Origin of the sequence: Trichocoleus sp. DQ-A3, assembly GCF_039961975.1 — a bacterium.
Lineage (GTDB): Bacteria > Cyanobacteriota > Cyanobacteriia > Cyanobacteriales > FACHB-T130 > FACHB-T130.
In genome coordinates, this window is the sequence record NZ_JAMPKC010000024.1 from 1 (window position 1) to 24,937 (window position 24,937).

The 24,937-nt window shown below is 48.1% G+C and carries 27 protein-coding genes; 15 read left to right on the forward strand and 12 right to left on the reverse strand.

Annotation, left to right across the window (positions count from 1 at the left end):
- Positions 1 to 272 precede the first annotated feature (272 nt).
- From NDI44_RS23315 to rpmI, 4 genes are all read right to left on the reverse strand, one after another.
- Complete coding sequence (locus NDI44_RS23315) at positions 273 to 800, reverse strand: tetratricopeptide repeat protein (protein ID WP_190413797.1); 528 nt, start codon at positions 798 to 800, stop codon at positions 273 to 275.
- Positions 801 to 897: 97 nt separating this feature from the next.
- Positions 898 to 1,671: a transporter substrate-binding domain-containing protein gene (locus NDI44_RS23320; RefSeq protein ID WP_190413860.1), complete on the reverse strand. Its 774-nt coding sequence runs from the start codon at positions 1,669 to 1,671 to the stop codon at positions 898 to 900.
- Positions 1,672 to 1,769: 98 nt separating this feature from the next.
- Positions 1,770 to 2,126, reverse strand: coding sequence for a 50S ribosomal protein L20 (rplT, locus tag NDI44_RS23325; protein WP_190413799.1), 357 nt, complete (start codon positions 2,124 to 2,126; stop codon positions 1,770 to 1,772).
- Positions 2,127 to 2,224: 98 nt separating this feature from the next.
- Positions 2,225 to 2,422: a 50S ribosomal protein L35 gene (rpmI, locus tag NDI44_RS23330; protein ID WP_190413800.1), complete on the reverse strand. Its 198-nt coding sequence runs from the start codon at positions 2,420 to 2,422 to the stop codon at positions 2,225 to 2,227.
- Between the two features lie 130 nt (positions 2,423 to 2,552).
- Between rpmI and NDI44_RS23335 the strand changes: the two genes are divergently transcribed.
- Entirely contained in the window at positions 2,553 to 2,996 is a 444-nt protein-coding gene (locus NDI44_RS23335) for a late competence development ComFB family protein (RefSeq protein ID WP_190413801.1), read from the forward strand.
- A gap of 54 nt (positions 2,997 to 3,050) precedes the next feature.
- Here the strand turns inward: NDI44_RS23335 and galK are convergent, their stop codons facing one another.
- Positions 3,051 to 4,109 carry a galactokinase gene (gene galK, locus NDI44_RS23340; RefSeq protein ID WP_190413862.1) on the reverse strand — a complete coding sequence of 353 codons (1,059 nt, stop codon included), beginning with the start codon at positions 4,107 to 4,109 and terminating at the stop codon, positions 3,051 to 3,053.
- Positions 4,110 to 4,293: 184 nt separating this feature from the next.
- Entirely contained in the window at positions 4,294 to 4,767 is a 474-nt protein-coding gene (locus NDI44_RS23345) for a tryptophan-rich sensory protein (RefSeq protein ID WP_190413802.1), read from the reverse strand.
- A 688-nt stretch (positions 4,768 to 5,455) separates the two neighbouring features.
- On the opposite strand from NDI44_RS23345, the gene NDI44_RS23350 reads away from it, so the two are divergent.
- The 4 genes from NDI44_RS23350 to NDI44_RS23365 all read left to right on the forward strand — a co-directional run bounded on the left by NDI44_RS23350 (position 5,456) and on the right by NDI44_RS23365 (position 9,087).
- Positions 5,456 to 6,106 (forward strand): PEP-CTERM sorting domain-containing protein, encoded by a 651-nt coding sequence (locus NDI44_RS23350; RefSeq protein WP_190413803.1) that lies wholly within the window; start codon positions 5,456 to 5,458, stop codon positions 6,104 to 6,106.
- Between the two features lie 145 nt (positions 6,107 to 6,251).
- Positions 6,252 to 6,866 carry a PEP-CTERM sorting domain-containing protein gene (locus tag NDI44_RS23355; RefSeq protein WP_190413804.1) on the forward strand — a complete coding sequence of 205 codons (615 nt, stop codon included), beginning with the start codon at positions 6,252 to 6,254 and terminating at the stop codon, positions 6,864 to 6,866.
- Positions 6,867 to 7,000: 134 nt separating this feature from the next.
- On the forward strand, positions 7,001 to 8,290 hold the full coding sequence (locus tag NDI44_RS23360; RefSeq protein WP_199304884.1) for a choice-of-anchor tandem repeat NxxGxxAF-containing protein: 1,290 nt from the start codon (positions 7,001 to 7,003) through the stop codon (positions 8,288 to 8,290).
- Between the two features lie 74 nt (positions 8,291 to 8,364).
- On the forward strand, positions 8,365 to 9,087 hold the full coding sequence (locus tag NDI44_RS23365; RefSeq protein ID WP_199304885.1) for a PEP-CTERM sorting domain-containing protein: 723 nt from the start codon (positions 8,365 to 8,367) through the stop codon (positions 9,085 to 9,087).
- A gap of 1 nt (position 9,088) precedes the next feature.
- On the opposite strand, the gene NDI44_RS23370 is transcribed toward NDI44_RS23365, so the two are convergent.
- Positions 9,089 to 11,446, reverse strand: coding sequence for an ATP-dependent helicase (locus NDI44_RS23370; protein WP_190413867.1), 2,358 nt, complete (start codon positions 11,444 to 11,446; stop codon positions 9,089 to 9,091).
- 231 nt (positions 11,447 to 11,677) lie between these two features.
- Here NDI44_RS23370 and NDI44_RS23375 point away from each other — a divergent pair, with 231 nt between their 5' ends.
- Positions 11,678 to 13,498, forward strand: a complete 1,821-nt coding sequence (locus NDI44_RS23375; RefSeq protein WP_190413805.1) for a glycosyltransferase family 39 protein — start codon at positions 11,678 to 11,680, stop codon at positions 13,496 to 13,498.
- 310 nt (positions 13,499 to 13,808) lie between these two features.
- Here the strand turns inward: NDI44_RS23375 and NDI44_RS23380 are convergent, their stop codons facing one another.
- Positions 13,809 to 14,909 (reverse strand): RuBisCO accumulation factor 1, encoded by a 1,101-nt coding sequence (locus tag NDI44_RS23380; RefSeq protein ID WP_190413806.1) that lies wholly within the window; start codon positions 14,907 to 14,909, stop codon positions 13,809 to 13,811.
- Positions 14,910 to 15,153: 244 nt separating this feature from the next.
- Between NDI44_RS23380 and NDI44_RS23385 the strand changes: the two genes are divergently transcribed.
- From NDI44_RS23385 to NDI44_RS23400, 4 genes are all read left to right on the forward strand, one after another.
- Positions 15,154 to 16,101, forward strand: coding sequence for a response regulator (locus tag NDI44_RS23385; RefSeq protein ID WP_190413807.1), 948 nt, complete (start codon positions 15,154 to 15,156; stop codon positions 16,099 to 16,101).
- Between the two features lie 66 nt (positions 16,102 to 16,167).
- Positions 16,168 to 16,869 (forward strand): bifunctional demethylmenaquinone methyltransferase/2-methoxy-6-polyprenyl-1,4-benzoquinol methylase UbiE, encoded by a 702-nt coding sequence (gene ubiE, locus NDI44_RS23390; protein WP_190413808.1) that lies wholly within the window; start codon positions 16,168 to 16,170, stop codon positions 16,867 to 16,869.
- Positions 16,870 to 17,009: 140 nt separating this feature from the next.
- Positions 17,010 to 18,239 (forward strand): DUF445 family protein, encoded by a 1,230-nt coding sequence (locus tag NDI44_RS23395; protein ID WP_190413809.1) that lies wholly within the window; start codon positions 17,010 to 17,012, stop codon positions 18,237 to 18,239.
- 46 nt (positions 18,240 to 18,285) lie between these two features.
- The gene (locus NDI44_RS23400; protein ID WP_190413810.1) at positions 18,286 to 19,668 is read left to right on the forward strand and encodes a serine/threonine-protein kinase; all 1,383 of its coding nucleotides are present in this window, start codon (positions 18,286 to 18,288) and stop codon (positions 19,666 to 19,668) included.
- A 69-nt stretch (positions 19,669 to 19,737) separates the two neighbouring features.
- Here NDI44_RS23400 and NDI44_RS23405 read toward each other — a convergent pair whose 3' ends face one another.
- Positions 19,738 to 20,193, reverse strand: a complete 456-nt coding sequence (locus NDI44_RS23405) for a hypothetical protein (protein ID WP_190413811.1) — start codon at positions 20,191 to 20,193, stop codon at positions 19,738 to 19,740.
- 118 nt (positions 20,194 to 20,311) lie between these two features.
- On the opposite strand from NDI44_RS23405, the gene NDI44_RS23410 reads away from it, so the two are divergent.
- Positions 20,312 to 20,533 (forward strand): helix-turn-helix transcriptional regulator, encoded by a 222-nt coding sequence (locus NDI44_RS23410; protein ID WP_190413812.1) that lies wholly within the window; start codon positions 20,312 to 20,314, stop codon positions 20,531 to 20,533.
- Between the two features lie 369 nt (positions 20,534 to 20,902).
- Positions 20,903 to 21,136 carry a hypothetical protein gene (locus tag NDI44_RS23415; RefSeq protein ID WP_348235322.1) on the forward strand — a complete coding sequence of 78 codons (234 nt, stop codon included), beginning with the start codon at positions 20,903 to 20,905 and terminating at the stop codon, positions 21,134 to 21,136.
- Here the strand turns inward: NDI44_RS23415 and NDI44_RS23420 are convergent.
- Positions 21,116 to 21,262, reverse strand: a complete 147-nt coding sequence (locus NDI44_RS23420) for a hypothetical protein (RefSeq protein ID WP_190413813.1) — start codon at positions 21,260 to 21,262, stop codon at positions 21,116 to 21,118. The two genes, NDI44_RS23415 and NDI44_RS23420, sit on opposite strands and share 21 nt — an antisense overlap.
- Before the next feature lie 8 nt (positions 21,263 to 21,270).
- On the opposite strand from NDI44_RS23420, the gene NDI44_RS23425 reads away from it, so the two are divergent.
- Positions 21,271 to 22,170 carry a class I SAM-dependent methyltransferase gene (locus tag NDI44_RS23425; RefSeq protein WP_190413814.1) on the forward strand — a complete coding sequence of 300 codons (900 nt, stop codon included), beginning with the start codon at positions 21,271 to 21,273 and terminating at the stop codon, positions 22,168 to 22,170.
- A gap of 364 nt (positions 22,171 to 22,534) precedes the next feature.
- Here NDI44_RS23425 and NDI44_RS23430 read toward each other — a convergent pair whose 3' ends face one another.
- Both NDI44_RS23430 and NDI44_RS23435 read right to left on the reverse strand, forming a co-directional pair.
- Positions 22,535 to 23,518: an AraC family transcriptional regulator gene (locus NDI44_RS23430; RefSeq protein WP_190413815.1), complete on the reverse strand. Its 984-nt coding sequence runs from the start codon at positions 23,516 to 23,518 to the stop codon at positions 22,535 to 22,537.
- Positions 23,519 to 23,684: 166 nt separating this feature from the next.
- Complete coding sequence (locus tag NDI44_RS23435; protein ID WP_190413816.1) at positions 23,685 to 23,825, reverse strand: hypothetical protein; 141 nt, start codon at positions 23,823 to 23,825, stop codon at positions 23,685 to 23,687.
- A 52-nt stretch (positions 23,826 to 23,877) separates the two neighbouring features.
- Here NDI44_RS23435 and NDI44_RS23440 point away from each other — a divergent pair, with 52 nt between their 5' ends.
- The gene (locus NDI44_RS23440) at positions 23,878 to 24,381 is read left to right on the forward strand and encodes a cupin domain-containing protein (protein WP_190413817.1); all 504 of its coding nucleotides are present in this window, start codon (positions 23,878 to 23,880) and stop codon (positions 24,379 to 24,381) included.
- The gene (locus NDI44_RS23445; protein WP_190413818.1) at positions 24,381 to 24,908 is read left to right on the forward strand and encodes a cyclophilin-like fold protein; all 528 of its coding nucleotides are present in this window, start codon (positions 24,381 to 24,383) and stop codon (positions 24,906 to 24,908) included. Before NDI44_RS23440 ends, NDI44_RS23445 begins: the two co-directional genes overlap by 1 nt.
- The last annotated feature ends 29 nt before the right edge of the window (positions 24,909 to 24,937 follow it).

The window sequence follows — 24,937 nt, forward strand, 5'->3', positions numbered from 1 at the left end:
ACTGCTTGGTGAATGTTGTTTGTGGACTGATTGCCTATGCTCACCAACCGAAGAAGCCATCCATTGCGATTGATTACAATTTACTCCCGCCCACTTAACCCGAACTCACGTTAATTAACTTTGCCTTGTGTAGCGTCCCATCAGTTCTACAGCCTCGAAAATATGACCTTGCTACGGATAAAGCTGTAGGGGCACAAAAGTTTGCGCCCCTACAATCGTTACGTTTTATTTGAGTTCCGCAGGAGGCAGAGCCTCAGGGATGACAAGGTGTTTTAAGTCGAGGGAACCAACCGTTTCCGCAAGGATTCGGCGCGGCGCTTGGCGGTGCCATTGTCAGGCTCGTGCTTCAGCGCTTCCTCATAGCTTTCCAACGCCTGAGCGGTTAACTTCTTCTTCTCGTAAACATGACCCAGATTATTGAGCGCCGTGACATAATTTGGAGCTATTTTCAAAGCTTCTTTGTAGTTGCGAATCGCTACGTCGTACTGCTCTTGGGAGAAGTAAGCAAAGCCTAAGGCATTGTAGATAGGCGCGAGGTTTTCCTCTTCGGCATCCTCAGCTTTGAGTGCTTTTTGAAGCAGCGAGATTGCCTGGGTGTAAAGTTTTTTATCTAAATAGATGCTGCCGAGTTCGTAAAACTCTTGGGTTGTGCATTTGTCGTTTTGCACCTTATTTTGCAGCCGAGAGAGGACACTTTCAACTTTGCGGGTTTTGAAAACCTGGCGCACAACTGCCCAACCGGCAACGGCAAGCAGTACCAGCAACAAGGAGAGATAAAAAATTGCCAGAGAGTTATCCATTGCCCTTCAAATACAGAGATTAATTTGCTTTCTCTATTCATTATGGGACGTGATTGCGGCGGAGGTGGATCGCCACAGGTGCCCTATCGGAAGTTTTCTAAAATCGGTTGGTATCGCTCTGGGGGAGTCCCCAATACTTCACCCGTTCTTGTAGCCAGCCTTCTCGTTTCCAACGCGCGATCGCATCATTTACCCGTTGCCGCAATTGATTGTACTGCAAGCCTTTGGGCATCACTACTGCTAGCGGCTCCCCTGACAAGCGTACCGGCAGCAGTCGGTACTGGGGGTATTCCTGCACCCAGCCGCTGAGAATGCTGGCATCGGCGGCGAAGGCATCGGCGTTACCCGATTCCAGGAGCGATCGCGCCTGTTCGTAGGAATCGACGCCAATTAGCTGAACTTGGGGGATAAGATAGCGCACCGTAGAAATCGTATCCGATCCTTTCAGAACGGCGACTTTTCTCTGTTGCAGATCGTTAAGCCTTTGCAAGGATGCGTCCTGAGTGACTAAAGCGGTGCCGTCTAGGTAGTAAGGAATGCTGAAGTTGACCAAGCGATCGCGCGAAGCATTTTGTGTCACCCTCGCGATCGTCAGATCGACCGTTCCATCCACCACCACCGAGAGCCGCTCTCGATTCGCCACCGGTTGCAACTTTACCGCATCGGGTTTATCTAGGAGTTCTGCTGCTAAACGCTGGGCAATGTCAATTTCCAGCCCTTGCAGTTTGCCTTCCCCATCCCGAAAAGCCAGGGGACGGACATTGTCTTTCACTGCAACCGTTAGGTAGCCGCGCTCCACAATCTCTTGTAGCTCGGCAGCAACCGCTAAGTTTGGCGTTTTTATACTGGCAAAGAGCCAAAGAAAAAACATTCCCAGGCACCGCCTGGGAACGAGGCTGGCAACAAACGAGTGGCGAGCTTCATTCATCCCACCCTCTGGGAAGGACAAAGCCCTACATCCTTCATCCTTTACCCTTGAGCCTGTGTAGCGAGTTGCAGCACTTTGTCAAAGCCAGCGGGATCGAGAACAGCCATCTGTGCCAGCATCTTGCGATTAATCTGGACATTTGCCTTTTTCAATTTGCCCATCAGCTGGCTATAGCTAATGCCGTGCTGACGTGCTGCGGCGTTGATACGGGTGATCCAGAGGCTGCGGAAATCGCGCTTGCGCTTCTTGCGATCGCGGTAGGCGTTACGCAGCGCCTTCATGACCTGTTGATTGGCTGTCCGGAACAAAGTTGAATGAGAACCTCGGAAGCCTTTGGCTAGTTTGAGAATTTTTTTGCGGCGTTTGCGAGCAACGTTACCGCGTTTTACCCGTGTCATGGCTAATTATTAGTTGTTATTGATCGGTGGTCAGCAGTCATTCGTCATTAGTCATTAGCAATTGACTAGAGACTCATCATAGAAAGCAAATTGCTTCCTTACAAATAGGGCAGCATCAAGCGTACATTTTCTTCATCGCGTTCATGCACCAGAGCCATTTTAGAAATCCGCCGTTTCCGGTCAGAACTCTTGTGCTGTAGCAAGTGACTTTTGAAGGCTTTGCGGTGGACGATTTTGCCGCTGCCGGTGGCTCTAAAACGCTTTGCCGCTGCTTTACGGGTTTTCAGTTTAGGCATGGATGGTCTTTAATTCGACACAATCTATAAAGTTAGCACTATTTAGGCTAATTAGACAAGTTATAAATTTCAAATCTAAGGCAGAATCATAGGATTGCCGTTTGAAATGCGATCGTCAGGGAGAGATGCGATGAGTTTGGAAAAGCTCACGATAGGAACAATTGTTGAACAAGCTTTGCAGGACGGATATATGATGCCATCTCTAGCACAAGAGATTGGCAGCATCTGCGAAATTTCGGAAATTTCTGTTGACGACTACATCGCTTTAGATCGCTTATTCGGGCAACTTTTAACCGATGAAGCGATCGCGATTCCCGGAAAACAGTTTATCAATGTGATGGAAGCATTGGTGCTAATAGAAGCGAGCGTGCAGGTGCTAAAAATGGAAGTAACCAACCCTTGCCTTCTGGATCTGGGAGAGATTGCTGCTTATGCGCTCAATCGACTGCCACCCCTCTATGCCACCACTGAGGAAGGCGCTAGCTTTCAGCGTCAGCGTGGCAAGGAGGAACTTCGAGAGTTAATTACCCAGAAAGTTAAAGAAGCGATCGCGCGATCGCCGATGCCAGGATGATTCGGCTGCTCGCCCTTCCCCTGAGTGTATAAAGTGTATACCGCTAGCTTCGCCTTACTGAACCAGAATCCGTCCGGTGTAACCCGATCCGTTGTAGCGTTGAAGTACGTTTTGGGCGATCGCTTCCGCCTTCCCAACCTCTACCAAAGCAACGCAAGCGCCCCCAAACCCAGCACCCGTCAATCGTGCGCCGAATACGCCACGGGTTTCTTGCAACATTCTCACCAGCGTATCCAACGCCGGTACGGAAACTTCGTAATCGTCCCGCAAACTGGCATGAGAAGCATTCATCAACTCGCCAAAGCGCTCCGGAGAGACGCCCTGTATCGCCTCCAGCACCCGGTTATCCTCTGTAACCACATGAAGAGCGCGACGCCGCAGCGGTTCGGGTAAAGATTCTACAGCTTGCGGATCGGTGATATCTCTGAGCGCCTTCACTCCCAACAACCGTGCTGCTTCCTCACAATCAGCGCGTCGTTGGTTGTAGCCACTTGCCGCCAGGGTACGAGGTACGCCGCTATCGATTACCACAACTTCTGCTCCCTTTGGGAAAGGAAGAACTTGACGTTCCAGCGTGCGCGTGTCCAGAAACAGCATCGAATCAGTGTCAGCAAGGCTGGACGCCATCTGATCCATAATTCCGCATTGCACGCCAGCATAGTGAATTTCTGCCTGTTGTGCGAGTTGGGCGATTTGCACATCATCGAGAGTAAGTGAAAGAAGCGATCTCAATCCTCTGAGAGTCGCCACTTCCAACGCCGCACTGCTAGACAAACCCGAACCAATAGGAACGGAGGATGTAACATACACGTTAACCGGCAAGATAGTGTTACCTTCCTGCTCTAAAAGTCGGATACACCCAAATACATAACTTGCGAAACTAGACGGCGTATGAGTGCTTTCTAAAACGTCTACTTTTTCGTCAAGTTCCGCAGAGTAAAAGTGGTGCTGTTCATCTTTGCTAAATCCCAATTGTACCGTCGTTTTTTGGGGGATAGCTGTTGGGAGGACAAATCCATCGTTATAGTCCGTGTGTTCGCCTAGTAGATTTACTCGTCCTGGTGCGCTGGCTTCGACTTCTGGTTCTGTACCGAATACTTGTTGAAAATTCATCATGGTTTGTTGAGAGAAAGTACCTAGCGATGTTTATAATCGCAACTTCTGCCCCCCTTCAGAAGAAGGAGGGCAGAAATTGCGAGAGCTTTTATCAAACGAAGTCTGTCTTCGCTGACTGTCGAGAGGCAAAGTTTCGAGTCTTTACAAATAGATTTCAAACCGGCTGAGAAGCCTTTCCTAACTATATAGACTCAGGATTCAGTTGAATCATCTCCCAAGTCGTATAGGTTCCAACCGGACTCCAAAGCACATAGGGGAGTAATAAAAGAGCCGATAATCCAGAAATCGGTAATACAAACAATGCTAAAAGAACCCCTAAAATAACGCCCGATCCCCCTAATAGCGTACCGACTGTAAGGCTGCGGAGTCTGAGCGTGGTAGGAATGTAAGCGACTGTGACAATTTCCAAGAGTAGGTAAAGTGCCATCAACAACCAAGTTTTGAGGCTACCTGGATCTTGTTCCCAAATTATGGTTGCTGATAAAGCTCCGCCTGCAAAAACAATCGTCCAGATAAACGGAATCAGAGGCTCAAAGACAAGCCAACTAGGTCGGGTCAAGTTTTTGACCCATTGAGTATCGCGCGGTCTAAACAAGAGACTTCCTAGCGCAACGAATAAGGTCACGCCCCCAATAATCATCATTGAATTAATCATTTTTTTACCCTCTGCGATCGCCTAGCGTGCCAAATGGTTTATCGCTATACTTGCGCTCCCGATTGAGCTGAAGCAACCTGTACAAATCGATCGTGTCAATTTCAAGAATGACTTTAATCAGTCTTTGGTGTGAGAGTGTGGGTAATTTTGACTGTTATTAGCTTCACAGCACCCTTTATCTATCAAAAGATAGATTCAAAATTTCAATCCATTCTAGATATAGAACTTACAGTTTTTTCTACTATTTCTGTGGTGGTAGATGAATCTCATAAATGAAGGGAGTTTAAATAAAGTATTGATTATGCATCTCCCTTAAGTCTGGCTTGTTTTATCTAAACCAAAACTTCATAAATTCTCAGTAGAACTACTTAAAGCCAGACCGACCGAATCATGAGGTCTTTAGGGGTTTTTTCGTTTTCTTGGCTCTTCAAAGTTTATTGTTTTGATAAAGATTCAGTATAACTACTAGCATTTTTCCTAAAAAATATGTGAAACTTTCATGACAAGCGAAAACACTCTAAAAAACCTGGCGATCGCCAGATTACCAGCCTAAGTAATTTCCGCAAATATTTATCGCTTCTGTTGAGCGCCAAAGATACACAGTTGCCCTTGGTAAGACAATTGTGGCGATCGCACTTTGGATCATTTCCAATATCAAAATTAAGCTTTACGGAGGGAGGGTTATTTTATGTCTATTTCAACTACTTGGAATAAGTTATCAATGGCTGTTGCCGGTGCAACATTGATTGTAGGAACATTTCATTCGGCTCCTGCGAACGCCATAACATTTAAATTTCAAGGGGATGCTGAAGACGCAGGCTCAGTTGAAGGCAGCTATACCGTCGCCGATGATATCCTCAAAACCTTAGTTAGCGATGTACGGATACAAGCTCCTTTCCTACAGGTAGAGAATCCTTTGGATTTTTTTTCCTTTACCGTGAATGGCAATAACATCTTTAGTGGCAAGCCATCATACTCATCTTTAACATCTTTAATTCCGGTAAATGGAGTCTTTGCTTTCAGGGAGGTTTTGAGACTAGACGTTATAGATGATCGGGGCCTATTTTTCGCCTTTAAGCTAGATGTCGCAACCGCTGATGAAGGACTGATAGAACCGGTTGACCAGTGTTTAGTTAAAGAATGTCAAGGATTTCTGGGTTTTGCCCTTGGAGGTGGAATCAACTCTCCACCAGGCGTTATCGGAGGTGGCTTTGTTCCGCATAAACCTGTGAATGATGTCGAATCCGTACCAGAACCAACGGCAGCGATCCCGCTAGGTATCATCGGCGCTTCTATGCTAATCCGCAAAAGAAAATTATCGTCCTCGCTACACGCCTAAACTAGATTTCAATTAGCAATATTTGCCAGAATTAACTGCTTTGCTACAGCTGGCAATCCCTAAGAATTTGGCAGATTCATGACGATTGCATAGGCAGTTAAAAGCACCGAGTTTATCAACATTCAACTTTACTGAGGCTCGTTTTATGTCTACTTCAACAATGTGGAAGAAATTGTCAATAGCTGTTAGTGCAGCATTTTTGGCTTTGGGAACAGTTAATTTGGCTCCTGCGAACGCCATAACATTTAACTTTCAAGGGAATCTTGATGGAGACTCAGTTGAAGGCACTTACACCGTCGCCGATGAAATTCTAGACTTATTAGTCAGCGATGTACGGATAGGAAATTATCTAGATGTCAAAAATCCTTTTGATTTTTTCTCCTTGAGCGTGAATGGCAATAATATCTTTAGTGGCAAGCCATCAGACTCATCCTTAACATCTTTAATTCCAGTAAATCAAGTCTTTGCTTTCAGAGAGGTTTTGAGGCTAAATGTTAAGGAGACAAATTTGGACTTTCAGCTAAGTGTAGCAACGGCTGATCAGGGACCAGACGAACCTGTTTCCCAGTGTTTAGTTAAAGAATGTCAAGGATTTACGGTTTTTACGGCTCCAGGCGTTAACGGATATGGATTTGTTTCCCATAAACCCGTGAATGTTGTCGAGTCCGTACCAGAACCAACGGCAGCGATCGCGCTAGGTGTCATCGGCGCTTCTATGCTAATCCGCAAAAGAAAATTATCGTCCTCGCCACAGGCCTAAACTAGCTTCCAATTAGCAATATTTGCCAGAATAAACTGTTTTACTACAGTCTGCACATTCTGGCAAATTTTTGGTAATTGCAAAACAAGTAACTCCTCTTGTCGCTAGTCACTCCATTTCAAAAGAGAAATACTATGAAATTACACTTGAGCATTCCCACAGCATTGATGGGCTTATGCCTCAGCTTTTTGGCAGCGGGAGAAGTGCAAGCTGCCAGCTTCACCTTTACGAAAATTGCGGATACAAGCGATCGCTTCAGTTCCTTTCTGTCATCTCCCGCCTTAAATAATGCTGGAACCGCCGCCTTTTTGGCTGGACTAGATACAGGGAGCATAGGTATTTTCACGGCCAATGGCTCCACAATTACCACGATTGCCAACACCAATAATTTCTTTAGTAGCTTTCGTACTCCTCTCTCCATTAATGATGGAGGAACCGTCGCCTTCAGCGCTGTCCTAGCTCAGGTAGCCACAGGTATTTTCAAGGGGAACGGAACAACAACGCCCACTCCTATCGCCCTTGCTTTCCCTCAATCCGACTCGAATGGTGTTGAGTCACCCTGGATTGATGATGACGTTATTGTAGCGAAGGACTACTTTAGCGATTTTTATTCGCCCTCAATTAATAATGCTGGAGTTGTAGCTTTCGTAGAGAGACTTTACCGGGGCGAACGTATTCTCACCAGCGAAGGAAAAGTTATCGATACTATCTTTTATGGCAGCGTCAATTCTCCCTTCATCAATGATGAAAGAACTGTAGCCTATAGAATTGAAAGTGGGAATCCTAGCACGGTAATTGTTACGAGTAACGGCACTACAAGGACTATCGTTGCCAGCATTGGAAATAATTATCCTGAGGATTCTGGCTTTGGTTCCCCTGCCCTCAATAATGTAGGAAACGTTGCCTTTTATGCTCCCCCGGCTATTGATCCAAGCAATGATTGGTATACTCCGCCAGAGCCATTTGTGGGAGGAAAAAATGCAGCTTTGTTCGCTAGCAATAGCAAAACAACAACCTTAATTGCAGACACGAGCGGCTCCTTGAACGGCTTTCTTGGCGTTCCCTCAATTAATGATGTGGGAACCATTGCCTTTTTTACTAAACTGGATGCAGGCGGGACAGGGATCTTCACTGGAGCCGATCCCCTAAAAGATAAGGTAATTAGTACTGGTGATACCCTATTTGGTTCCACCGTAACGTCCCTTAGTTTTTCGCGGGAAGGATTAAATAATGCTGGTCAGGTGGCATTTCTTGCCAGTCTTGCGGATGGCACTACGGGCATTTTCCGCGCCGATCCGGGAGTGTCTGGCAAACCGCCAAAGGATGTTCCCGAACCCACTTCAGGCTTGGGTTTACTCGCATTGGGTGCTTTGGGTGCTGGTTCAGTGATGCAGCGTCAACAGAAACAGCAGATCGACGACTAATTATAGATAGCGATCGCATTCCACTTTTACCCATTCCCACTTGCAACTTCTACAATTTTTGAGAAATAGCTTGTATGGCTACCTTCAGAAAAACACTTTCAGCCTTAGTCTTCAGCACAGCCTGCTTTTCCTTATCTGCACTGATGGCACCTAAAAGCGTGCAGGCTGCTACATTGACTACATTAACTTTTGATGAGCTGCCGACTCAACCAGCGGATGATTTGAGTTTTAAGGGTGTTACATTTGACTTTAAAGTAAATGGAGAAAACTCAACTGCTGCCACCTACAATGTTGAAAGAAAATTGAATCTCGGAGGTTTATTCGGCGTTGAAGAAGCATTTTATTTCCTTGATTTATCACCCCCCGTCTTAGAGATCGGTGCGCCGGGAATCTTAACACTTGACTTTGCCATGTCTACTTCTAATATTATGTTCGACGTGGCGAAGCTAGGGGATTTTCGCTTTCAGCCTCTACCCAAATTAACTGTCCAACTCTTTGACGAAGACTTCACTTCTCTTGGCATCACAGAGGTAATTCTGGATAAAACATTCGTAGACGACTTTCCTTCCCCACTCAGAATTAGTGTTTCCGGCACTACTTTTACTTACAGCGGCACCCCTGTAAAACGGGCAGTTGTAGATTTCACTAACAATTCAGGTTCATGGGGATTTGACAACCTTAGCTATCTAACCGCCGCTCAAACAGCTTCGGTTCCTGAACCTGGTTCTGTGTTGGGTTTACTGGCATTCGGTGCTTTGGGTGCAACTTCACGACTTAAGCGCAAACAGAAAAAGTAAACTAACTCGGCATCCTAGACAAAGCAACCACCGATTTAGGAAAGCGACTCTTTAAGGCGGGTATCACCGGACACGGTTTTTTCTCCTGTAAATTGTCTTGATTATTCCAGTTGAAGGTGTTCCAGCGGAAAGGTCCTTTTTGAGCAGCTGCCATCCAGAGTAGGCGCTTCGCTCGTGTCATCGCCACGTAGAGGAGGCGGAATTCCTCTGCGTTTTTGAGCTGTCCCGCTTGTTCCCAGGCGGCGGGTGCCGGGGGTAAGGGATATTGACCGTGGAGACTGGCGCGAATCTGTGCCCTAGCGACCTCTGCTAGGGTAAAATCGCCCAGGAATTGGGCAGCAGTAGGCACCCAAGGACTGCCGGGAATACTATCTTCGTGCAGAAACGGCATAAAGACATAATCCCAGTCCAATCCCTTGGCTTTGTGCATCGTAATGATGGTGAGTTGACCGGCGCGGACATAGCGGGCGTCTGTGTCTTCAGTTTCTACGGGTTCAAAGCGTTCCGAATTCACAATTTCGCTTAAGACTTCCAGAGTAGAACTCATGGAACTGTTGCCGTAGGTTTGCTGGGCGATGCGTTCGGTTAATTTATCCGCTGTGGCGAGTTCGGACGGGTCGTATTTTAAGGTGAGAGCGAGAAAGGTGGGCAATTGGTAATGGGGCAGTTCCAAGCGGGCGCGAAGCAAACTGCGACAGTACCGCGCCGCCTGATGCACGGGTGGCGTTTGGGGAGGATCGAGCGGGCCAGGATAGAGAAATTGCTCTGGAAAGGTGGCGAGGGCGTTGAGGTCTTGGGTGGGAATCAGCTGGCGCTGTACGAGTACCTCTAGTGCAGCTTTTATGTAGTCGGGGGAGTGGGGGCGATCGAGAAATTGCAGGAGAGCAAGGATTTCGGTGGGGACGTTAGAGTGGCGATCGCTCTGGGAAACATCGTACACCTCAATCTTGTGCTGAGCTTGCAGATAACTGAGTCTTTCAGCCACAAACCGAGCTTGTCTGTTTTCCCGCACCAAAACTGCTGCCCGACCTTTAGGATTTTTCTCAAATAATTCGATCGTCCGCTCTCCAATCAGCTGGACGGTATGGTAAATGTCGCGGGGGGTGTAGATTTCCAGCCCTCGACCCGTTGGTTCCGGGTTGGCGTCAGATTGGGGATCTCCTGCGTCAACGGGATGAATGGTTTGGGGACGAAAGGGCAGTTCAGTTGGGTTTTGGGAGGATTTTGACGAAGTTGTTCCTCTACGGTCGGGTTTGCCCCCATAGGTGTGATTCACCCACTCCAGGACGAAGTTCGCGGCGTCAACAATCGTTTGACTGCTCCGACCCGCTCGATCCATCGTTGCCAAGCGTTCCTGGGCTTGGCAGGCTTCGCAGAAGCGACGGAAGTAAATCGGATCGGCAGGGGTGAAAGTGGAGTTAATTGCCTGGTTGGGGTCCCCCACGCGCACCAAGTTGAGGGCTGGGGAATTGCTGGCGGGTTGAGCGGCGAGAATTTCTAAAAGTCGGCTTTGGAGGGGGCTAGAGTCTTGGGCTTCATCTTCAAAGACGGCAAAGACTTGGTTTTGCCAAAGTTGGCGGGCGCTTTCGTTTTGCAGCACCCGCAGGGCACCGAGAATCATTTCGTCGTAGTCAATCAAGTCGCGCGATCGCAGTAAAGCTTGATATTGCTCGTACAACCCGGCAGCGACGCTCAAAATTCCATAATCATCCGGCGTCTGTCTTGCCAGTTCCCACAAATTTTCCGGCAACAATCCAGAGCTTTTTGCTTCGTGAATTACCGTGTTTGCAAGACTGGGCAACACTTCGGTGCGTAAAACTGCCTGACGGCGCAACCGCTCGGTTTCTTCCCCATCAAATTGCAATCCCTCCAGCAGCGTGGAGTAGCGCTGAGGATTGTGAGAAATCCATCGCTCTACGCAGTCCCGAATTAAGCGGTGACTTTGGTTCGGAGAAACCAAAGTTACCGTTTCCAAATTCAAACCCGATAGCTCTGGATGACGGGTAGCAATATTCAGTGCCAAACCGTGTAACGTATGGACAACAAAGCCAGTTTGCGGTAGTCGCAAATCCTCCCGCAGGCACTGCCGAATCTTGGCTTTAATATTTGCCGCAGCCGAGCGAGTAAAGGTGACAACGACTAAATAGCGTCGAGTATGCAATTGGTAACGAGCGATCGCTAAAGCCGCCGCCACTGCCATCCCGGTAGACTTACCCGCACCGGGTACGGCAGAAACTGCTAAAGGGCCACCTCGCCAGTCAGCCATGCTTTGCTGCCCCGCTCGCAACCCATTGCGGAGTCGCTGCATTGCCTGTTCGCGCACTGCTGCTAGCGACACCTGAGCCAAATCCGGCACCATTTGGGCTGCTGTACCATCTGGGTGAATAAGATTATCGTCATTCATGGCTAATGGCTTGTGAGAGTTTTGAGTTGTAGAGTCGCGGTTTGTCGCGTCTAAGGTTTAAGTTTTGAGGTTTGAGTTGTAGAGTCGCGGTTTATCGCGTTTGAGGTTTGAGTTCCAAGAGAATTTTTTAGTTCAAAATTTAACACTTAAAACTTTTTACTAATTAGCAGCTAACAACAGAAAAACATGAATCGCCTAAAGTTCTTTCTACATTATTTAGCGCTAGCTGGGGTAATTGTCTTGGGCGCTGCTTTGCGGTTTTGGCATCTTGACCTGAAACCGCTGTGGCTAGATGAGGTGATTACAGGGTTATTTAGTTTGGGACGGACTTACAATGATGTCCCGCTCGACGTGGTTTTTCCCCTATCAACCTTAAAGCAAATTTTTACCCTGAAGCCAGATGTTAGCTGTGCTGAAATTGCTCATACACTTGCAACTCAGTCTACCCATCCTCCCCTATTTTTTTGCCTGATGCACGGCTGGCTAAAATTACTCAGCCATGAGTACGGACACGGCGCTACCGTCCCCCTACTTCTGAGCACTGACTTGCGATCGCTTCCTGCAATTTTCGGAGTCGGCGCGATCGCGGCAATTTACTGGCTGGGACGCATCGCCTTCTTCCCCGCTGTCGGTTTGATGACCGCCGCAATCATGGCGGTTTCCCCTTTTGGCGTCTACCTCTCCCAAGAAGCACGGCACTACACCCTTCCGGTGCTGTTGATTACCTTGGCACTGGTAGGATTCATTCAAATTCAGCAAGACCTGGAAAAAAATCGGCAGACGGGATGGCGCGTTTGGCTTGGCTGGGGAGTTGTCAACAGTATTGCCTTCTACGTCCACTACTTTTTTGTCTTGGCTTTCGTGGCGCAGCTGGTGACGCTCCTGACGATATTTTACTGGCGGCGGCGATCGCTTAAAATTCACACCTGGGTTGGGCTTAGTCTGACAATTTTGGGGATTGTACTCAGTTTTCTGCCTTGGTTGCCGGTGCTACTGGGACATTCTGGACGTTCGGAAACCAGTTGGCTTCCGTCTCCCCATAACGTTGCGCCCTTATACCAAACTTTGGTCGGTTGGCTGCTGATGGCGATCGCCCTACCCGTAGAAAGTCAGCCTTTATGGATTGCGATTCCATCGGGGCTGCTGATGCTTCTGTTTGGCTGTTGGCTGGGAAGGCAAATTTATAATTTTTTTAAGGGAAAGAGGCAATTAACCGCCTCTGGAGGGCACACGCAGGTAAATCCAAGTCGCTTTAAAACCCTCTATTCCTCAGCAATTTTCGCCTTGGGTAGTTTCACTTTTTGCGTGCTGCTGCAATTCTTAGCCATTGTCTACCTGCTGGACAAAGACATCACCATTGCCCCTCGCTATCACTTTGTCTATTACCCAGCTTTGTGCGCCCTTTTGGGAGCTATCCTCACCATCGGGACTGCGGCAAAAGAATTGCCCACTGAAGATGCCCAAGAAAATTTTGATGGAAATGCACGAACTCAGCACCAAAGCCAAGATCCATACTTACTCCTGAGTCCTCAGTCCTCAGATGTACTGCTAGTTTGCCTTCTCAGCAGCGTTTTTGTCGTTTTTAACCTGGCATTCTTAAAGCCCTTTAACCCCCTGCAAGTCTCCCACCACATGAACTTAGAACCGACCGTTCCTCTAATGGTTGTGGTGGGATACAACGATTCCCAGGATGTCGCTTTGGGGTTAAGCTTTGCCCTGGCAGTCGATAAAATCCGGGCACCCCGCGTCGGTGATTTTGAGTCGGAGGACGAGAAAGCCTACTTTGCTTTCTTAAACGCGAAACCTAGTTATGATGCCCTTTGGCAAAATCTCTCTGCCATCCAAACTCCTTTGAAATCGCCCCTGAACTTGTGGGTAGTTGCCCCTGGACTCAAGCGGGTTGATTATCCCCAATCGTTGGCACTTGCCGAGTCAACGGGTTGTACGATTGACTCTACTCAGCACTACCGAATCGGGGTTCCTTATCAGCTATATCGGTGTCGTTAGCCAGTTTTGAGTTTTGAGTTTAGGACTTACGCACTAGGAACGGCAAAATGAACCGCGTAAGTCTTGCGAAGCGCGATCGCAATCCTAAATGATTATGAAGTCTTGGCTCTCTCTTCTTACTCTTCCTAAGCGCTAACGCGAACGCGAGGCTAACGCCAACGCTGTTCCTAAAAAAATTTACAACTCAAATAGGACTGCTATATCTTCGCTTTAGACAAGAATAAGAGTTTGAGAGAGTTTTTGCCTGAGTCCTGGAATTAAAGAATTCTCCTGTAACTCAAAACTCAAAACTCTGATTAGCCATTGGCAACTATTCTTCAATCTGCCATAAATCCTTAGTCATGTCTTCATCGACAATTTTCTTCGGACGCAACACTAGGATAATTTGTCCCAAGATGGGCACAGTAGGAGCATCGGGGAACCAGTGAAGTTGCAGCTCTCCTGACTGGTCAACGATAAAATAGCTGCTGTCATTCCATTCTTGTCGAGATCGATCGATGAGAACTAGAATTCCTTCCGGTTTGTTGGTATGTTGGCTGGGCAGCTGGCTGCTGTTGCAGAGAATGACGACCGGGTCTTGTGCGTTCAAGACGACTTGCCAACCGGGTAGAGACACCCAAGATCCACTCCAAGAAGTTTGCACTAACCGGAACGGCTCAATCTGTTCTACTGGGGGAACCAATTGCAAGTCTGCGGGTGTCAAGGGCAAGGCACCGGCGACGGGTATCGTCCGAGGGAGTTGTTCGTCCTCATCCAGTCGGTACAGGGGCAAAGAGGGGGCACGACGAGGGGCAGCACCGGCAATTCCTTCGGTTAGCAGCTGTTCGATTTGATTTCGGGCAGTTTGGCTGTGGGCAAACATTAAGCCGCGTGCAATAAAACGCGATCGCTCTTGCAAATTACTTAATTGTTTTGCCCGTCTCCAATACTGATAAGCAACTGCGTCTCCAGGATGGTCGGTAAATCCCTGCGGTAGAGTCCGCATCCGGGACAATTCTTTCACGTCTTTGGCGACTTCACGGGCAACATCGGCGTCGAGGTTTCTGGATCGGATAAAGTCTGCTGCGGCGACCCGTTCCGGCTCAGTCAGAATCCGCAATTCGTATAAAATATCACTGCCAGTGCGAGAATAGTGCGATCGCACTTCTTCTACTGCCCCACCATTCACTAACGACGTATAGACCTGTGAGCCTACAATTACTTGATTCTGATGTATCGGCTCAAAGCCAGTTGCCTCAAAAATCGCTTGGGTACTGTAACCGGCTTTTTGCAATTTGGCACAGGCGTGTCCCCAGTCAACCCAGGTTCCTTCTTTACGTCGGAGCGAGAACAGCAAATCTTCAACATTCACGTTCGCTGACTCTGGTTGAAGGCTACGATCGGGAGTGTCTGCGGAAGGTGTTTCAGTCATAATGACCTCAAAAAGCTTTTCATCGCTATCAAGCGACCAGGAACGTTTTTAAATGTATCGCGTTCGGGTCACGAATAAATTTACATGGCAAGTTTAGTTTGATGTCCGGTCTGTTTGACGCAAACCAGGAATTCCTAGTTATGTCATTTGTCCCGAAAGCGCTACTAAACAATCGGTCTTAAGATAGATGTTTTGTGTATCTGAATTTGCCTTAACAAGTTGACCAAGAGTTTGTTGTATCGTTATGGACAATGCTATTCCAGAGCTTGATAGTATCAGCCGTCAGTTAATGAGCCTAGAACGCCCCAAGAAGCCCAAAATGTTGGTGGTAGACGATGAGCCAGATAATTTAGACTTGCTCTACCGCACTTTTCGACGAGATTTCAATGTGCTGAGAGCCGAAAGCGGTATTCACGCCCTGGAAGTGCTGGCGACAGAAGGGGAAGTAGCCGTGATTATCTCCGATCAGCGGATGCCAGAAATGAAGGGAACGGAATTTTTGAGCAGAACCGTGCCCAAGTTCCCGGATACGGTACGAATCATCCTCACGGGTTTTACCGATGTGGAAGATTTGGTAGAAGCGATTAATTCTGGACAAGTCTACAAGTACATTACCAAGCCTTGGGACCCCAACGAATTAAAGGCGGTAGTCCAGCGGGCAGCAGATACCTATGAATTGCTAAAGCAACGCACGGAGGAACTGCATCGCGCTCAAGCACAAACGGCACTGCTGGCAACGATTGTGCAAGTGGCTCAGGAGTCTCCCAATGTAGAGGCAACACTAGAACCCATCGCCAGTGCCTTTGGCAGAAATTTCGCAGCAGATGGCTGTATTTTACAGCAGGTAGATGGCAATCAGCTGGTAGCGGCAAAAGGAACTTATAGTGCTGTAGGCGACACGGAAAACTGGCTGGAAAAAGACCCTCTGGTACAGGATGCGATCGCCTCTCGAAAACTTCAGGTTTGGGTAAATACTCCGGGAACGACTCCTCCAGCAAGTATCGAACAATACCAAGCTTCCGGTCTCCAGGCGCATCTAGCGATCCCGATCATCTATCGGAGCGACGTGCTAGCGTTGCTATCCCTCCAGTGGAAACGACCCTGTAAACTACGCGAAGATGAGTTGAAATTCATTCACTTATCCGCCCAGCAGATTGCTCTGGTTCTAACCACGACCCGCACTCATCAGTAATCGTTAAGGGCTAATGGTAATTTCCTAATTAGCCATTAGCCCTTACCTGTTAGCAACTGAAACATCATGACCTCTGAGCATATTCAAGCCATCTTTGACCGCATTGCACCCGTTTACGACGAGCTTAACGATCGCTTAAGTCTGGGACAGCACCGCGTATGGAAGCTGATGACGGTGAAGTGGAGTCATGCAAGTCGGGGAGATATTTGCTTAGATGTCTGCTGTGGGAGTGGTGACATCGCCCAGCTACTGGCGCGACAGGTGGGAGAGAAGGGTCAAGTATTTGGGGTAGATTTTTCACCGGCGCAATTAGCGATCGCGAGAGAGCGATGGGAAAATAGGGGCACCCAAAAGGAGTGCCCCATCACCTGGATAGAAGGCGATGCCCTCAATCTCCCCTTCCCCGACAACCATTTCGACTGCGCCACAATGGGTTACGGACTTCGCAACGTCACCAATATTCCTCGATGTCTGGAAGAATTGCACCGCGTCCTCAAGCCGGGTGCTAAAGCCGCTATCCTAGACTTCCATCGTCCCAGCAATCGTTTAATGCGAAGCTTTCAGCAGTGGTATCTCGATACCATCGTCGTCCCAACCGCCAAAGACATGGGATTGACTGAAGAATATGCCTACATTAGCCCTAGCTTAGATAAATTTCCCACGGGCAGCGAACAAGTGGATTTAGCCGGAAAAGCGGGATTTACCGCCGCGACCCACTATCAGATTGCGGGTGGGGTCATGGGCGTATTGGTAGTAACCAAAGCCTAAGATGGTAGTAGGGGGTAGCAGATGAGTTTTGAGTAATCAGTGTTGAATTATCAGTTATGAATTGACCCTAACTCAACACTCAACATTCAACATTCATAACTTCCCTTAAAACGTAACCCCTGCCTAATTGGATCGCCGCCTTGAATTGGTCTAACCTCTGGCTTTACGTCAGCCCCCCGATTGTTGGTGCAATTATTGGCTATTTCACCAACGATATCGCCATTAAAATGTTATTCCGCCCCTATCGGACTCTTTACATCGGTGGGCGGCGCGTCCCTTTCACGCCTGGATTAATTCCCCGAAATCAGGAACGCCTAGCCAACCGGGTTTCTGACACCATCATGGGTTCTCTGCTGACGCCAGAAGAATTGCAAAATCTGGCACGACGGCTGCTGCATACAGAACGGGTGCAGGGAGCAATTCTTTGGTTACTCCGGCTAGCGCTAGAGCAGGTCAAACCCGATGCCGAGCAGAAAACCGCTAAGATTATGGCGGGAATTCTGCGGGATTTGCTGGGTGAATCGTTTCCTCGCCTGCTGAAAGTTTTAGCTCGCCGCGAGGATTTTCTGGAAGTCCAACTCAACCAAATTTTTGATAAGGTTTTGCTGGAATTTCAGCTGAGTGACGATCAGGCAAAGAAGCTTTCTGACTGGATATTGCAAGTGGTGCTACCGCCAGATATTGTGCGGCAAGCTTTGATAGATTTTTTGACTGACCGCAATATTCAAGTCATTGATGAAGGCTTTCGGGCAAAGACGAGTGGCACTTACTGGGTAGTGGCGAATTTGTTTGGTCTTCGCAACACTCTGACGCGCCTGCGGACGTTTTGCCTGGATGAAAAAGAGGAAACAAATCAGCGGATAACAGAGTTGATTCTCTCTTTGGGAATTCGAGAACGTTTGCAGGAATGGCTGCAAAATCTCTCTTTACAAAATTTGCCGGTTTCGACGGTGCGCCAGTTGCGGAAAACGATGCGCGACAGCGTCCGCAGTTATATTCAAGAGCGGGGCGCTGATTTGTTGCAGGGATTGAGTGACTCTGTGGACTGGGAAAATATTGCTAAGTTAATCCTGGGTCGGCTGCGAACATCGCCTGCTGTCAACGCTTCCTTAGAAGTGGTTAGCAAAGAATTGGCTTTAATTTTAGAGCGCTATTTGGAGCGGGATCTGGAAAAAATTGTCGCTCAAGTAATTCCGATTTTGTCGATCGATCAGGTGATTATTGACCGAGTCAAAGGAACATCGGCGGCGGAATTAGAAATGGCAATTCAAGGCATCGTCAAAAGTGAGTTGCAAGCAATTGTTAATTTAGGAGGCATCTTAGGGTTTGTCGTGGGTTTGTTACAGGGGGTTTTGCTGTTGCTGCGTTAAACTGTGCAAAAATTAACACGGTTCGTCTTGGAGTCTTTCGTAAGCTATGGCTTGGGCAGCTGGGCAGAGGTTATACGGCGATCGCTATATCATCGAAAGACCCCTGGGTCAGGGTGGTGTTGGGATTACCTATCTTGCTAAAGACAGAAAAGGCAATCAAGTTGTCATCAAGACGCTGAAGGACGATGTCCTCAACAACCCAGAACTCGCTTCTTTCCGGGATAAATTTCAGCGGGATTTCCGAGATGAGGCGCTACGCTTAGCCTTATGTCGTCACCCGCATATCGTACAGATTGACAATGCTTTTCAGGAAGGCTCGCTTCCCTGTATGGCGATGGAATATGTGGAAGGGGAAGATTTATGGAAGTGGGTGAACAGGTGGGGACTGCTGTCGGAAACAGAAGCACTACGCTACATTCAGCAGATTGGTGAAGCGCTTACCGTCGTTCACGATAAAGGGTTGCTGCATCGGGATGTAAAGCCGCACAACATCATGCTGCGTTCTGGGAAATTAGAGGCAGTTTTGATTGATTTTGGGATTGCACGGGAGTTTATCCGGGATACTACCCAAGCTCATACTCAAGCTTTAACCCACGGTTTTGCACCGATTGAGCAATATGCTGAGGAAGCGAGGCGAGGCGAGTATACGGATGTCTACGCCCTCGCTGCAACTCTGTATTATTTACTCACGGGAAAGCGCCCGACTCCGGCTTTTGCCAGGGCGGCGAAAGTTCCCTTAGAGGCACCGAGACAAATTAATTCTAGTATTAGCGATCGCGTTGAGCTGGCAATTCTCCTGGGAATGGAGTTTGAACCAGAGAATCGTCCTGCTTCAGTGCAAGCTTGGTTGGATTTATTTAATTTCAGCAGTCTGAATCAAGATGCGGCGACGTTACCCATCCGAAACGTTGAATCAGTCATTACTACGTCTGACACTACGCTTCCCACGACAATGTTTGTCTCTTCAGACGCTTCCCACAATAAGCTGAGTCCGGAGGTGGGGGAAAATTACCGTCAATTGCGGGATTTATTAGCAGCAGGGAAGTGGAGAGAAGCCGATATGGAAACGGCGGCGATTATGCTGAAGGTAGCCCGTCGGGACGAAGAATGGCTGGATTACGAACACATTGAATCGTTTCCAGGGCAAGATTTACGCACCATCGACACTCTCTGGGTAAACTACAGCAACGGACGCTTTGGCTTGAGCGTCCAGAAGCGGATTTACAACGAGTGTGGGAAAGATTTTGTCACGTTTGGCGATCGCGTGGGTTGGCGCGTCAACGAAACTTGGTTGTGGTGGAATGACCTCAATTTCACTTCCGATGCTCTCCCCGGACATCTTCCTGGGTGGCGAGTCGGGGGTTCGGGGGGTGTTTGGGGTTGTTTTGTAACGGTTGGCGAGTCGCTGCTGGCGCGTCCCGATTTGTAAGCGGATCAACTCAAGAGCGATCGCTTTGTTTTGAAGCAGCTGGTTCGCAAGATTTCTGGAAATTAATTCTTAAACAAGTTGAATTTGAAAATTTTCCATTGCTTGTTTTTTCTGGGCGTAGAGACTCCGCAACCGCTGCAATTGAGCCTCTGACAGCACAGATTTAATGACGCTCAGCAATTCCCCCCATCTATACATTTCTGCTAAGGAAGGGGCTGTGTTTAGTTTCTGCTCGTAAAATTTCACCCAAAAGCCGGGGGCTTTATATTGATGCTTTCTCCAACGCTTGCGCCATCTGAGGAAATCTTTGGTAGTGGGTGTCTTTGCGCCTAAAACGGGTGGCAGATCCGCATAGCTGACAAACGTACTCACGCCTTTGCCAACAACGTGGATGACATATTGCCAGCAATCGATCCGATATATCTGTTCGGGGTTGAGGTTAAGCAAAAGCGCGATCGCTTCTTTCGTCACAAACCGAGCCAATTGATGAACAACCCTTGCTTCAGGCTGTGAGCTTGATATCATAAGAATTAACTCCAATATCATGGAGTTTTTGTGGAATTAGCGATCGCTCTTCAGTTTCCGACGCCAAAGGGCGATCGCTTTTTACTGGATAAAATATTTTAGTCGAAATTTAAACTCTATGTCAAGAACAGAGTTAATAAAGTTGCGGATTAGGGAGTTTGCCGCCAAGGAAGGCTGGACGCTGAAGGAGGTTTCCGAACGTTCCGGAGTCTCCTACAGCACCATCAAAACTTATGCAGTGTCGCCGGGAATGGTGATGGCGGACTTAGCTGCTTTAAGAAAGTTAGCGCGAACGTTTGATGTATTGATTGAAGATTTGTTGGAAGTGGTGCAAGAATAAGCGGCGTAACATTCAATAAAGTTTAAGTGAGCGATCGCGCTGTGGGGACATTTCTTGGTACTGTGCCAAAATGAACCCAAGCGTTTCAACATTGCAATCGATGGTTTGGGGCGTTGAAATTAATTTCAGCAGTAGGAATGGACTACAGCAGACTGCAAGATTGACTAGCAGATGGAAATGGAAAGAAGCTGATAAAGAAACTGCGGCTTTTGTACTTAAAATAACCAATCGAAAAAGAAGGTTGGCTAGATATAGAAGCGATTAAAAAGATTCCCTATCCAGACTTTTGTACTATCGAAAAACTATGGTTAAGATACAGCAACGGGCATTTTGGTTATAGCGTACAAAAGAGTATCTGGCAGAGTGTCGGTGGTAAGCTGCACGCTGGCGATAAAACTTGGCAAAGTTTTGGCGATCGCTTGGGATGGTTTGAACAAGGTTGGTGCGAATATGATGAACTTACCTTCAGCTTGGATGCACCAGCAGGACATCTTCCTTGGATGCGATCGCTTAATTTCTCTTAGGGGCGACGTGGATTCTTCATTTTTAATTGTGGAAATGTCTTATCTCGCGTCGAGACTTTCAACTTGTAGCCAAAAGTAATTTATAGCGGTTTGTAAGATTTGCAAAAGACGGGTGATAATCAGCGATCGCTCTCTCTAAATCCAAGTGTTCACAAGCGATCGCTTCTGGCAAGATAAGGAGAAGCGTCACATTCACAAAGGTCATCAGTTGCTATGCGTTTGAAGCGAATCCTTGGCTTTTTGGTGTTGTGTGCGGGTGTTAGCAGCCTCTTCATCTGGCAGGAAGGGCGATCGCTATCCGTCTCCCAAGCTCAACCTCCACCCTTGCCGGAGGGGGTGCGATCGCAGACTGATGTGCCCTATGTGCCAACGCCTAACGAGGTGGTGACAGCAATGCTAAAGATGGCTGACGTTACTCAAGATGATGTCGTTTACGATTTAGGTTCTGGCGATGGAAGGTTGGTTATCGCAGCCGCGAAGGAATTTGGCGCGAAGGGTGTCGGTTTCGAGATTAACCCCCGACTCATTCAGGAAAGTAACGAAAAAGCTAGATTAGCCAGTGTGAGCGATCGCGTGAAGTTTGTCGAGCAAGATTTGTTCCAAACTGACCTCAGCGAGGCCACCGTGGTGACGCTTTACCTGCTGCCTAAAGTGAACGTCCAACTGCGACCGAAACTCCTGCGCGAACTCAAACCCGGAACGCCCGTTGTATCTCACCAGTTCGACATGAAGGAATGGAAACCCGATCGCACTGAAGTGTTGCGGGTCGGTTCTCGCATTCATAGAGTTTTCTATTGGGTGATTCCCGCACAGGTAACAGGAACCTGGCAATGGAATATGCAATCCGTTGGCAGCAAAAACCCCTACACGCTGCAATTACGTCAACAGTTCCAAGAAGTTACGGGAACGGTGAGAATGAGCAATGACGAAATACCAATTACTGAGGCGAAATTAACCGGCAACCAACTTAGCTTTAAAGTTACACAGCCGAAGCAAGGGAAGCTAGTAACCATGCAGTTTAATGGGCGCATTTCTGACAACACCATTATTGGAAGCGTGGATATATTAGGCGGTGCCAAAGTAGATAGACGCAACTGGTCAGCCCGACGCTAATACTAAATTGGTCAAACGCCATTGATGCAAGAGTTTTAACTTTTACTCTAACGCGAGCAACAAAAGAGCGATAATTGCCCGAATTAAAGGAGTTAAACAAATTGTATCAGTCTAACGAAATGATAGTTAGCCTACTTCATTTCTCAGTGGGCGCGTACCGGAACATTGTCTGTAGGGTGTCATCCTTAGACCTCCTGCATGAATAGGAAAGCAATGTGCCAGTTAGAGTCAAGGTAAAGGAGAATCGGGAAAACCTTAGGAAGAAGGACGGCAAGAGGGAGTTAAAATGCCCTATAACGAATTAGAACATCTATCCCGTAGAAACTTTTTAGCGACTTCTGGCAAGATTAGGAGTCTTGAAGAGTCATATTGAACCAGCAGTCTCCCTGGCAGCTTCTCGCAGCCGCTCCACATCACGCATCGGTGGTGCACCAAAGAGCCGCTTGTATTCCCGGTTGAAGTGCGAGGCGTCATCATAACCCACATGGTAGGCAGCACTGTTAGCGTCAAGGTTTTGCCCCAGCATCAGACGGCGAGCCTCTTGAAGCCGCAGTTGCTTCTGAAACTGCAAGGGACTCATAGCAGTGACCGACTTGAAGTGATGGTGGAAGCCTGAGACACTCATTCCTAGATCGCGTGCGATGCTTTCAATCCGAAGCGGCTGGTTAAAGTCTTTGCGAAGTCGATCGACAGCTCTAGCGATGTGGTGAGTGTAGCCACCTAAAACGGCAATCTGACGCAGCCGATTTCCTTGCGTTCCCATTAGGAGTCGGTAGATAATTTCCCGTTTAATCAGGGGTGCAAGCACATGGGTTTCGGCAGGAGAATCGAGAAGCCTGACAAGCCGCACCACAGCATCCAACAGGTCTGCATCCAACGGACTCACGTCGATCGCTTTTACACTAGCACCCCGTTGCACTGAGGGATAGCCTGCCTCAACCATAGCTGAGCCAACGAGGGTAGGGTCGAGATCGAGACGAAGGCCCAGGTACGGTTTTTCCTGAGTTGCTTCTAGAATTTGGCTGGCAATCGGCAGTTCGACCGTCCCCAGCAGATAGTGCATCGGATCGTACTGATAGCGATCGCTGCCTAGAAGGACTTCTTTACTGCCCTGAGCGATCGCACAAAAGGCAGGAATAGAGACACTATGAAAGCATTCCGAAGGAGACGAGGTGCGATAGAAGTGCAATCCTTTCAGCAGCTCGATCGCTCCATCTTGACGAATCGCTTGGGCAATTCGCTCCCTTAGTTCCTCTCGGTTGGCTTGCGCTCGGTCTGCTTCACGCTTTGCCTGAGGGTTATTCATCAACGCTCTATCGGACTTTTCACTCGTTCTTGCAGCGTTCATTTCTGATGTCCGTTCAAATCGATTTATAGACACATCAAGGTCTAGAAAGGGGTTGGCAGCTAAGCCTGTATAAGAATCTAGCGTGGCTTGAATAGAAATGGCTGTAGGTTTGCAGGATTGTACAACGATCCTAGACGATCGTCCTATTGCTTGCCTTTCAGGATTCCTAGAATGAGGTTAAAGCAATGAAATGTGATTCCGGCTGCTTGTAAGCGTCTGGATTTTTATTCAAAAGAAAACTCAGGTTTGATTGGTCAATCGCTTCTGGCGATCGCACGAGAAGCATCATCAAATCCACGGCAGGCATTGGTCGCTGTGGGAAAGCTTTGCATGACAAAGCACAAATTGGAGGAACAGAAATGAAACGGCTCACGATACCTGTCATGGCATTTTCCTTATTGGCTTTGGGGTTCGCGCAGGCAGGGCATACGCAAGTCTCATCTGGCGATCGCCCACAGAGCGTAGAAATCACGCGGAATGGTTCGCAGCCTTCCACCGAAGGAGCAGCCGAATATTTCACGGGTTCTGTGAGTATCAATCCTCTTTTTCCGGTACACGATCCATCCCGTGCATCTGGTGCAAGTGTCACCTTCAAGCCAGGTGCCCGAACCGCATGGCATACCCATCCCCTGGGGCAAACCCTGATTGTGACGGCTGGAGTTGGCTGGGTTCAGCAATGGGGCGGTCAAATTCAGGAGATTAGACCCGGTGATGTTGTCTGGATTCCACCGAACGTAAAACACTGGCACGGAGCCACAGCAACTACAGCCATGACCCATACTGCGATTCAAGAACAACTTGACGGCACCCCTGTGAACTGGATGGAACAGGTCAGCGACGAACAGTACGAAGGGAGATCCTGATGCTTTCGAGATGGCTTCCCACCAAAGTAAAAAACGGTCAGAAGCGAATGCTGATTTTGCTTCTCGCCCTGGCGATGTCCCTGAGTTCCTCAGCCTGCCGTGCCGACAATAGTATGACCAGCAATGCCCCGTCAGAGATACCAACTGAACTATCAACCGAGCAGACAAACAGGATGAAGATCAACATCCAGATCGGAAACAAGGTTGTACCAGCCATGTTGATTGACAGCAAAACCACTCAGGATTTTATTTCCCTGCTGCCATTAACACTGGCGCTAAAAGATTACGCAAACACCGAAAAAATTAGTGATTTGCCAAGACGATTATCCACAGAAGATGCACCTCCGGGCAGCGATCCTGCGGTTGGAGATATTGCTTATTACGCTCCCTGGGGGAATTTGGCGATGTATTACAACGATTTTGGATACTCAAACGGACTCATTATCCTCGGAAAAATTGACGGTGACATCGAGGCATTGAATGTGCCTGGTTCTGTAGAAGCGACGATTGAGTTGCGATCGCAGTAAAGAGGGTACGAAATGAAACTGCTTGCGAC